Genomic DNA, 10,018 nt, shown 5'->3' with positions numbered 1-10,018 from the left:
TCGGCCACCCTCGCGGTCGCCGGCGAGATCCCGCTCAAACGGCTCAGGCACGCGATCGCCCCCTTCCCCACCATCAGCGAGATCTGGCTCTTCCTTCTCGCCGCCTACCGGCACGATCAGGAGACGGCGTAGACCCCGCCACCCGGCACCCTCGCCTCGACCTGACAAGGACCAATAGCGAAAGAAGGCGGAGTTTCCGCGCCTGGGGCAGCGCGCGGTCTTCCACTCGCATCACTGGGCGTTGTGATCTCCATGATCTTGGAGGCCCGTGCCTGTCCCGAAGCCCTGGCTGCCCGCCCGATGACGAACCCCGCCTTTCCGTGTCGGAGGGCGGGGTCCGCGGTGGGGAGGTCACATTCGCAGGGCGCGATAATCGACCACGACGGGCCACGTGCCGTGTCACGGCCGGTGAGCCAGGCGATTTCACGCCCACCCTGGGACATCATCCGCCCGCGGCGTCCTCGGTCTCCCAGCGCAGCAGGTCGCCCGGCTGGCACTCGAGCACCTCGCAGAGCGCGGCGAGCGTAGTGAAGCGCACGGCCTTGGCGCGGCCGTTCTTGAGTACCGCCAAGTTGGCGGGCGTGATTCCTACGCGGTCCGCGAGCTCGCCCACGGACATCTTCCGCTTGGCCAGCATCACGTCGATGTCGACGGCGATCGGCATCAGATCACCTCGTCCAACTCGGCCTGCATCTGCGCCGCTTCGACGTCGCGCGCGACGGCCTGGGCGAGCAGCATCCGCAGGACGAGCACGATGAGCGCGACCCCCAGGATGGCCACGCCGACCCCGCCCATGATGAGGGTGACGCCCGGGTCGTCCCGTTGGCCCGGCGCATTGAGAGCCGTGACCGCGAACCACACGAGAGCAGCCGCCACGATCGCGCCGATCACGCCGTCCACGTACCGGAAGGCGGCGTGGGAGAACACGGTTCCGCGTCGCACCATCGACACCAGCCGCCATACGCAGACCAGGGCGACCTGGACCGACACCATGCCCAGGATCGTGATCAGGCGCAGCGGGGTCAGCGGGAGCGACCCGTCCTCCGGGTCGCTCCCGCTGACCAACGTCCAGACCATCAATGCCTGCACGAACACGGTGCCGGCGAGCACCACCACGAGCACGGCGCGCAGCGCACGCACTGCCAGTTTCCCCACGACTCATCCTTCCATCGAGTTACGATGGAAATCTATCGAGTTTCGATAGGTGAAGCAAAGGCTGGAGCAGGGGATGGGCAGCGGTTTCCTACCGTTGTGGGACGCCGCCACGCCCCATGGCGTGGCGGTGCGCGAATCATCACAGCGCGTCGCGCAGCGGTGCGGCCTCGCCGGCCGCCTGGTCCATCAGTGCTCCGCCCTGGAATGCGGCGGCGGGCAGGTGGGGCGAGCGCGGCCGGGTCGGCTACGGCTACGCCGAAGCGCCGACGATGCAGCAGCTCGTGGGCGGTGGTCGGCATGCGTGGCCGAGCGTCCGTGGACTGCCAACTGGTGTCGGCGTGCCGCTCGGCCTTCCGTACGGCCTGCTCCACCTCGTCGCGGCCGACCCGACAACCCCGTCGAACGGTGAAGCGATGGCTCGTCAGTAGCGATTCGTGCTCTGCAGCAGTGGCGGGTATACCGAGCTCGGAAGGCCGTCGACTGTTGCGCCCGCGTACTTGAGCATGGCGCCTACCCGGTGGTTGAGGTCGTGGGGGAAATTGAGGGTGGGCATGGAGATGTCGTCCAGGGCTGCGATCTGGGCCGGGGTGAGACGGACGTCCAAAGCGGTGAGATTGGACTCCAGGTGGGCCAGGGTGCGGGGGCCGATGAGGGTGGAGGTGACGCCGGGCCGGTTCTGGACCCAGGACAGTGCCGCGGCGGCCGGGGTTGTGCCGGCTTCTTCCGCGACCGAGACCAGCCTTTCGATCACCGCGAACTGGGCCTCGCTGGGATTGCCCAGAACTGCGGCCCGTTTGGCGTCGGCCGGGGCGTCCAGATGACGGCGGTACTTCCCGGTCAGGTAACCGCTCTTGAGGGGGCTCCAGGGCAGCAGCCCCATCCCGGCGTCCTGCGCCAGGGGGATGAGTTCGCCTTCGATGGTGCGCTCCAGCAGGGAGTACTCCATCTGCAGCGCGACGACCGGAGACCAGGCGCGCAGCAGCGCAGTGGTGTGGGCCTTGGCGGTGAACCAGGCGGGAGGGAGTGTCGGAGAAACCGATGTAGCGGATCTTTCCCGCGGTGACGAGATCGTCGAGGGTGCGCAGGGTCTCCTCGATCGGCGTGGCCCAGTCGTGGTTGTGCAGCCAGTAGAGGTCCACGTAATCCGTGCGCAGGCGGCGCAGGGAGTCCTCGAGCTGGCCGATGATCGCCTTTCGGCTCGCGCCGCCGCCGTTGGGATCGCCGAGGTGGAGGTTGCCGAAGAATTTCGTGCCCAGCACCAGCCGGTCGCGCAGGCCGGGGCGAGCGGCAAGAAAGTCGCCGAGGATCGCCTCCGAGTGGCCGTTGGTGTAGAGGTTGGCGGTGTCGATGAAGTTCCCGCCCCCGTCGACGTAGGCCTGGAGGATCTTCTCGGACTCCTCGATGCTGCAGCCCAGCCCGCCGTCCTCGCCGAAGTTCATCGCGCCGAGACAGAAGGGGCTGACCTTGAGACCGGACCGGCCGAGACTGACGTACGAGTCGAGTGCCATGGATGCTCCCACAAAGAGTCGTGGATGTACTGGCTCTTCGAGCAAAGCAGCCTGAGCTGGGCCGTCGTTAGTGCGATCCCATCGGGTTCTTGCACGATCCTGTCGAATTGCTTGCAGAGGCGTACGTCCCTGACCGAGCTCGTCATGGCGCTCGTCGTCGACAATTCAGCCGTGAGTAGCACCCGCATCGACGGTCTGAGATCACCGATGTGCGTGCCGAGGTCCCTACTGGTGCTGTTCGGTTGCCAGAGACTAGAAGAGGCCGGCCGACGTGGTCTGCGTGAGGTTTTCGAGGATCGTGCGCATCCACGGGCTGCGAACCGCTGGTAGCCGGACCAACGTGTGCTGGAACGTTCCCCGGTCGACCCAGAACAGGTGGTTGGGGCGCGGCGGGAGCGGGTCGTCGCGGAGGACGTCTTGGGGTGAGCCGCCCGACGCGGGAACCGGCAACTACGGCTGGGGACAGACCAGCCACAGCCACACTCCCAGCGGCAGGGGCACCGGGTATGCCGATGCAGCCGGGCCGGCGGGGGTCCAGGTCTGACCCGTCTGGGGATGGACCGGTACGAGGAGGATGTCGACGCCCGCATCGGGGGAGGGCTGTCCCGGTCCGGCCAGGACGGCGCGCCGCTTCGGGGGGCCTGCGGGCAGCAGGGCGTCGAGCGCGCGTTGGAACACGTCCGCGGTCAGTCCGTCGGGGACTTGCACCGGCTGTCCTTGGGAGGCCGTCAGCAGGTGGGCGAGCGCGTGGCCGGCTGCCGCCTCCCATTGCGGACTCCACGACCAGGAGTGGCTCGTCCCGAACCGTCCCCCTCCCCACGTGGCAATCGGCTCGAACGGGGGCGTTTTCTCCCCCTCCTCTGCCAGTTCCGCCCAGGAGAGCGGCGCAGCCTGGACACCGTCAACGAGGAGCCGGTGCACGGCGTCTGAGCTGAGCCGCACTGCTTGCCAGAGCGAGCAGTCGTCGACCCTGGTCGCCACGGGCAGATCGCACGCCCGGCAGGCCATGTTGGGCCCGTCGGCCCCGTCGAGGCCACAGCAGGCACCGCCGCGCTTCTCTGGGATCAGCCGGGTTCCGCGGACATCACCGGGCGCGATGACGATGGCCCCGGGCGCGCCGTCGGACAGGGCGTAGACCGGCGCGTAGATGCCGCGTGCCTCTGCCTCGTCCGGATCGATCTCGTCCCACATCCGCCACGGCCCTCCCCAGGGATCGGGGTCCACGGCGAACGTCCCTGACTCCATGAGCACCGGAAGCTGGACCCCGTTTCCGTATTTCTGACGGGCGTGGGCCGGAAGAAAGACCTGGGTCAAGGGGACGGTCAGCTCGTAGCTATTCAGCGGGGTGCGGCCGGTGCGCCGGCCGGGCAGCATGATCGCTAGGCTGGTGCGGTGGAGGATCCCGTCGAGCCAGAGCATGACGTTGCTGCCGAACTGGTGAGTCTTCGTGCCCAGTTGGCTGCGAGGGATGAGCGGATCGATCTGTTGCTGGTCCAGATCGCGGAGCTGACCACGCAAGTCCAGGCGCTGGTGCTGCGGCTGTCGAAGGATTCGGCGACCTCGTCGAAGCCGCCGTCCTCGGACGGGCCGGGCAAGCGGCCCCGCGGCGGCTCTTCGCGTACCCGATCGGGGCGTAAGCCCGGCAAGCAGCCCGGTGATCCGGGTACCGCGTTGCGGCAGGTCGAGGATCCGAACGAGCGAATCTCCATCCCGGCCCCCTCCGCTTGCGCCGACTGTGATGCGTCCTTGATCGAGGTACCGGTGCGTGCGGTGCGTCGCCGTCAGGTCTTCGACCTCGCCACCCCGCCTCCGCCGCAGGTCATCGAGTATGCCGCCGACGTCAAGTGCTGCCCCGGTTGCGGGAAGAGGGCGACGGGCGCCTTCCCCGACGGGGTGGAATCCGCGGCCCAGTACGGTCCAGACATCACCACGAAGGTCGCGGACGCGGTCCTGGGCCACCACATCCCGGTGCACCGCTCGACGCTGCTGGTGATGGAGCTGTGCGGGATGAAGGTCTCCACCGGCTTCGCCGCCGGCCTGCGCGCCAAGGCCGCCCGCCTGCTGGAGTCCGGGTTCTTGCCTGCGGTGCGGGCCCTGCTGGCCGGCGCCCCGGTCGTGCACGCCGATGAGACGTTCACCCGCGCCGCGGCCAGGACCGTCTTCCTGCACGTGGCCTCCACCGCGCACCTCACCCTGATGCATACCGGCGACCGCTCGGCCGCGACCATCGACGCCGGAGAGGTCCTGCCACACCTGAGTGGCGTCCTGGTTCGCGACGGCTACGCCGGCTACACCCACCTCGATCACGTGTTGCACGCCTGGTGCGGCGCTCACCTGCTGCGTGACCTGCGCGGCATCCACGAAGCCGATCCGCACGGCCAGTTGTGGGCCCGCGCGATGGCCGATGCCCTGCTGGAGGCCAACCGGCTCGCGGCCGCCGCCCGAGAAGCCGGGCGCCAGGAACTCGCTGCTGAGGAACTGCGCACCATCAACCGGCTCTACACCGGAGCGCTGGCCCGCTCCCGCCAGGACAACCGGGCCAAGAGCACCGAGCTGGCTCGTCATGCCCGGACCCTGGCCAGGCGTTTCGAGGAACACCGCAAGGTCATCCTCCGCTTCACCACCGACCTTGCCGTGCCCTTCACGAACAATCAGGCCGAGCGCGACATCAGACCCGCCAAGGTCCAGCAACGCTCCTCCGGAGGCTGCTGGCGAACGCTTCAAGGACTGGCCGACTTCGCCATCGTCCAGTCGTACCTGTCGACCGCGACCAAGTGGGGCATCAGTCGGTACGACGCGCTCAAGCGTCTCTTCACCACCGGGGCATGGATCCCGCACGCCCTCACACCCGACACAGCAACAGCCTGACCGAACCGCTCAACCCCGCTGAATAGCTACCCTCGGTCGGCCGTTCAAGGGCTTCGTCCAGGGTGGCGAAGACTGGGAAAACCGTCGTGAGTTGCACCAGACGCAGAATGCGAAGGATCAGGGGGCGCCTACGCACGAGTACCACCTGTCCGTCGCGTTCCTCGACTCGCCGGCGGGCACGGCACAAGAGCCGTAAGCCTGAGCAGTCGAAGAAGTCCACATCGAGGAGACTGACGACGACCGAGGGGGTGGCCGATTCGGTGGCGGCGTCGATAATCGGGACGCTCTCGGCCATCGCTGCGATGTCGATCTCTCCCCGCAGTTCGATGACGGTATGACCACGCGAACGATAGGTCCGGATGTGGCTGCGGTCCGGCCGAATACTCAGATGCATAATCGATTCGATGGAAGCGGTCGGTTCCTAAGAACGCGGCGACGACAGGGAACACCAGCCGAGGGCTCCGAGCGGGGCATGGTGAGAGAGTAGGCAGCGACTTCGGCACCAGGGAACTGGATGAACACCTCCTTGGAACCAGCTTCCCCTCAATCGACGAGCTTTCCACACACCCTCTCGACAACGGACAGTCCCCGTTCCGGCACTCCACCGACCAGAGCGGGAAGCCCCCGGCAACGTCGCTGTCACGCGGCTACTGCTCGTCGTCGACCAGGCGCCTGTGGAGTTCCGCGGTCATCGCGTGGATGGCTCGGGTGAGCTCGGTGTTGGTCTTGAGTTCCAACTCCTGTTCGATGAAGTCGTGGTCGGCCTTCATCTGCTGAAAGGCCGCCTGCCGGTTCTGGCCGATCATGACGAACGTCGACAGGAAGATCGCTTCCAGTGACACCACGAGGGTCAATGTGGGCCAAGGGCTCGATTCGAAGAGCAGCATCCAGACCGCGAATACGACCGCGTGGATGTAGACGAACGTCATCGAACCGGCGAATTTGGTAATGGCGTCGGCGACACGAAGCTGGACGTCTTCCGCCCGCCGTCTGTGATGTGCAACCACCGCCGGGTGGTGGCGAACTACGGCCGCGAACTGGCTCATCTGGACCTACCTCTCATGTAGCGATCATCGAGCGACCGGGGCCGGCAGCATCCGAAGGGCTGTCCAGTGGCGATCGCCGGGTTCCGCGACCCGCGCGCCCCGGCGACGGGTCGGGCGTCGCCGGGGCGCGAGGTGGGAGTTGCCGCTCAGCCGTCCCAGGTCCAGTCGGCGACCTCGGGCAGGTCCATGCCGTGTTCCCGGATCCAGCCCTGATGGCGCTGCCGGGCGTCCTCCATGCGTTGCCGTACGCCCGCCGCGCGGACCGCCAAGCCGGGGACGCGATCGATGACGTCCATGACCAGGCGGTAGCGGTCGAGGTCGTTGCGGACCACCATGTCGAACGGCGTGGTCGTGGTGCCGAGCTCCTTGTAGCCGCGCACATGCAGGTTGCGGTGACCGGTGCGGCGGTAGGCCAGGCGGTGGACCAGCCACGGGTAGCCGTGGTAGGCAAAGATCACCGGCTTGTTGGCCGTGAACAGGCCGTCGTACTCGAAGTCGCTCATCCCGTGCGGGTGCTCCTCGCTGGGCAGCAGCCGCGCGATATCGACGACGTTCACCACGCGCACGGCCAGCTCGGGCAGTTCCCGGCGCAGCAACTGGGCGGCGGCCAGCACCTCCTGCGTGGGGACGTCGCCCGCGCAGCCCAGTACCACGTCGGGTTCGCGGGTGCCGTCCTCGGTGCCGGCCCACTCCCAGATGCCGGCGCCGCGCGCGCAGTGCGCCTTCGCCTCCTCCATGGAAAGCCAGTCGAAGCAGGGCTGCTTGCCGGCCACGATCACGTTGACGTAGTCCCTGCTGCGCAGGGCGTGATCAGCCACGGACAGCAGGGTGTTGGCGTCCGGCGGGAAGTAGACCCGTACGACCTCGGGGCTCTTGTTGAGGATGTGGTCGACGAAGCCGGGGTCCTGGTGGGAGAAGCCGTTGTGGTCCTGGCGCCACACGTGCGAGGTGAGCAGGTAGTTGAGGGAGGCGATGGGGGTCCGCCAGGGCAGTCGGCGGGTGGTGCGCAGCCATTTGATGTGCTGGTTGACCATCGAGTCGACGATGTGGACGAAGGCCTCGTAGCAGGAGAACAGCCCGTGCCGGCCGGTGAGGAGGTAGCCCTCCAGCCAGCCCTGGCAGGTGTGCTCGGAGAGGATCTCCATCACCCGGCCGTGGCGCTCGAGGTGTTCGTCAACCTGGAGCACCTGGGCCTGCCAGGCCTTGCCGCTGGCCGCGTAGACGGCCTGGAGCCGGTTAGAGGCGGTTTCGTCGGGGCCGACGAGGCGGAAGTCGCGCCGCTCACTCGTGGCGTGCATGACGTCTTGGAGCATGTCGCCGAGGACGCGGGTGGGTTCGTGCAGGGTGGCGCCGTGTTTGTCGACTTCGACGGCGTACTTTTCCAAGGGCGGCAGGGGAAGTTTGCGCAGCAGCAGGCCGCCGTTGGCGTGCGGGTTGGCACCCAGTCGGTGCCTGCCCTCGGGGATGCAGGCGAGCACGTCGGGGCGCGGGGCGCCGTGCTCGTCGAACAGCTCCTCCGGCCGGTAGGAGCGCATCCACTTCTCCAGTTGCCGAAGGTGCTCGGGGTTGTCCCGGACGGCGGCCAGCGGGACCTGGTGGGCACGCCAGGTGCCCTCCACGGGCAGGCCGTCGACCTCGGCCGGGCCGGTCCAGCCCTTGGGGGTGCGCAGCACGATCACCGGCCAGTGCGGCCGCTCCGCTACGCCGTCCTCACGGGCGCTGCTCTGGATGGCCGCGATGCGCTCCAGTGCGTCGTCCATCGCGGCGGCCATCGCCCGGTGGACGGCCATCGGGTCGTCGCCGGTGACGTGAATGGGGGCGTGTCCGTAGCCGCGCAGCAGTTCGTCGAGTTCGTGCTCGGGCAGCCGGGCCAAGACGGTCGGGTTGGCGATCTTGTAGCCGTTCAGGTGCAGGATCGGCAGGACCGCGCCGTCGTGGACGGGGTCGAGGAACTTGTTGGAGTGCCAAGATGCGGCCAGCGGGCCGGTCTCCGCCTCGCCGTCACCGATCACACAGGCGACCAGCAGGTTCGGGTTGTCGAGGGCCGCGCCGTAGGCGTGGGAGAGCGAGTAGCCGAGTTCGCCGCCCTCGTGGATGGAACCGGGGGTCTCCGGTGCGACGTGGCTGGGTACCCCGCCGGGGAAGGAGAACTGCTTGAACAGCCGGGCCATACCGGCCGCGTCCCGGGTGATGTCGGGGTAGGTCTCGGTGTACGAGCCCTCCAGCCACGAGTTGGCCAGCACGGCCGGCCCGCCGTGGCCGGGGCCCCAGATGCACAGGGCGTTCAGGCCGCGGGCCTTGATGAGGCGGTTGAGGTGGGTATGCACCAGGTTCAGGCCGGGCGAGGTGCCCCAGTGGCCCAGCAGCCGCGGTTTGACGTGCTCGGGGCGCAGCGGTTCGGTCAGCAGGGGGTTGGCCATGAGGTAGATCTGGCCGACGGACAGGTAGTTCGCGGCGCGCCAGTGGGCGTCCAGCGACCTCAGCTCGTCCTCCGTCAGCTGGGCCGGGGCCTGCTGCGTGTCGACGGACATCGGAGATCCTTTCCGAGTCGGGGCAGGGGTGCGGGTGCCGAGCGTGCCGGTTTGTACGCCCTACCCTCTGCCGCCGCGCCGGGTACCCAACAGGGCCGTTCGGGCCACACCTGCCGCGCAGAGGACCGAAGGGAGCATCCGCCGGACGGCACCGCCCGGCGAAAAGCCCCTTCTCACGTCGTCGTCGCTCGCCGCCAGGGTGGCACCGTCGCCAGGCTCCACAAACCGTCGAGGTGTTTGTTCCAGGTGGCGACAGCGGCCCTGGTGCCGTCGGCCTCCCTCGCGGACCAGACAATCAGGTCGGTGCGGTAGCCCCTGGGGTCGTAGTGCTCCACGTCCTCCCGCAGACGGCGGTTCTCTCGCCGCAGTTGGGCCAGTTCCTCGCGCTCGCTGCTGGTCAGGCCGTCGCGCTCGCCGGCATCGACCTCGGCCTGCCTGACCCAGTCGCGCACCGCGGTCTCGGTCAGGTCGGAGTCCTTGGCGACCTGACCGACCGAGCGGTCACCGCGTCGACACAGCTCGACGATCTCGGCCTTGAACTCCGGCGTGAACGAGCGGCGAGGACGCGGCTTCTTGTTCCCCATGCTCTCTATGATGGACATCATCCTTCTGGGGCCGAAGCCCCTGATCTTCGATGTCCGTCAAAGCGGATCAAGCCCCAAGGCCGGGTAGTTAACGTATTTGCGCTGGTGGCAAGCCAGTTGACGTGGCTCGGGCACCGGACGGGAATGTGAGCAACGGAGCCCCGTTGAAGCAGGTAGTCCGCCAAGACTGTCTGCTGCCTGTGGAGCTCCGTTGCCTGTACGTCATTGAGTCTTTCCCGGTAACCGACGGTCGCTGAGGGTGATCGCCTCCGGGAGTCTCGTGGTGTACTCCCAACTCCGGGCAGACGTAAGGCCCCTGGTAGGAA

At 68.0% G+C, this 10,018-nt stretch carries 7 protein-coding genes and 3 pseudogenes; 1 reads left to right on the top strand and 9 read right to left on the bottom strand.

From position 1 onward, the window contains the following. Positions 1-442: 442 nt before the first annotated feature. The 5 genes and pseudogenes from ACIBJF_RS49455 to ACIBJF_RS49435 form a co-directional block, all read right to left on the bottom strand. Positions 443-664, bottom strand: a complete 222-nt coding sequence (locus ACIBJF_RS49455) for a helix-turn-helix domain-containing protein (protein ID WP_399184455.1) — start codon at positions 662-664, stop codon at positions 443-445. Beyond that, complete coding sequence (locus ACIBJF_RS49450) at positions 664-1,155, bottom strand: DUF2975 domain-containing protein (RefSeq protein WP_399184454.1); 492 nt, start codon at positions 1,153-1,155, stop codon at positions 664-666. The genes ACIBJF_RS49455 and ACIBJF_RS49450 overlap by 1 nt, the downstream gene beginning before the upstream one ends. 421 nt (positions 1,156-1,576) lie before the next feature. Next, positions 1,577-2,101, bottom strand: coding sequence for an aldo/keto reductase (locus ACIBJF_RS49445; protein WP_399184453.1), 525 nt, complete (start codon positions 2,099-2,101; stop codon positions 1,577-1,579). Between the two features lie 124 nt (positions 2,102-2,225). After that, a pseudogene (locus ACIBJF_RS49440) lies at positions 2,226-2,594 on the bottom strand (aldo/keto reductase); the annotation flags it as partial. A 321-nt stretch (positions 2,595-2,915) separates the two neighbouring features. Further along, positions 2,916-4,037 (bottom strand): annotated as a pseudogene (locus tag ACIBJF_RS49435) (hypothetical protein). An 18-nt stretch (positions 4,038-4,055) separates the two neighbouring features. Here ACIBJF_RS49435 and tnpC point away from each other — a divergent pair. Further along, positions 4,056-5,531, top strand: a complete 1,476-nt coding sequence (tnpC, locus tag ACIBJF_RS49430) for an IS66 family transposase (protein WP_399184452.1) — start codon at positions 4,056-4,058, stop codon at positions 5,529-5,531. On the opposite strand, the gene ACIBJF_RS49425 is transcribed toward tnpC, so the two are convergent. The 4 genes and pseudogenes from ACIBJF_RS49425 to ACIBJF_RS49410 all read right to left on the bottom strand — a co-directional run. Then, entirely contained in the window at positions 5,506-5,925 is a 420-nt protein-coding gene (locus tag ACIBJF_RS49425) for an anti-sigma factor antagonist (RefSeq protein WP_399184451.1), read from the bottom strand. The two genes, tnpC and ACIBJF_RS49425, sit on opposite strands and share 26 nt — an antisense overlap. 253 nt (positions 5,926-6,178) lie before the next feature. Next, on the bottom strand, positions 6,179-6,577 hold the full coding sequence (locus ACIBJF_RS49420; protein WP_399184450.1) for a DUF1003 domain-containing protein: 399 nt from the start codon (positions 6,575-6,577) through the stop codon (positions 6,179-6,181). Between the two features lie 146 nt (positions 6,578-6,723). Further along, on the bottom strand, positions 6,724-9,108 hold the full coding sequence (locus tag ACIBJF_RS49415; RefSeq protein WP_399184449.1) for a phosphoketolase: 2,385 nt from the start codon (positions 9,106-9,108) through the stop codon (positions 6,724-6,726). Positions 9,109-9,452: 344 nt separating this feature from the next. Continuing rightward, a pseudogene (locus ACIBJF_RS49410) lies at positions 9,453-9,692 on the bottom strand (transposase); the annotation flags it as partial. Positions 9,693-10,018 lie beyond the last annotated feature (326 nt).

It is taken from the genome of Streptomyces sp. NPDC050743, assembly GCF_044456925.1.
Lineage (GTDB): Bacteria > Actinomycetota > Actinomycetes > Streptomycetales > Streptomycetaceae > Streptomyces.
The sequence above is the reverse complement of the archived record's forward strand: the minus strand, read 5'-3'. Positions and strand labels throughout refer to the sequence as shown.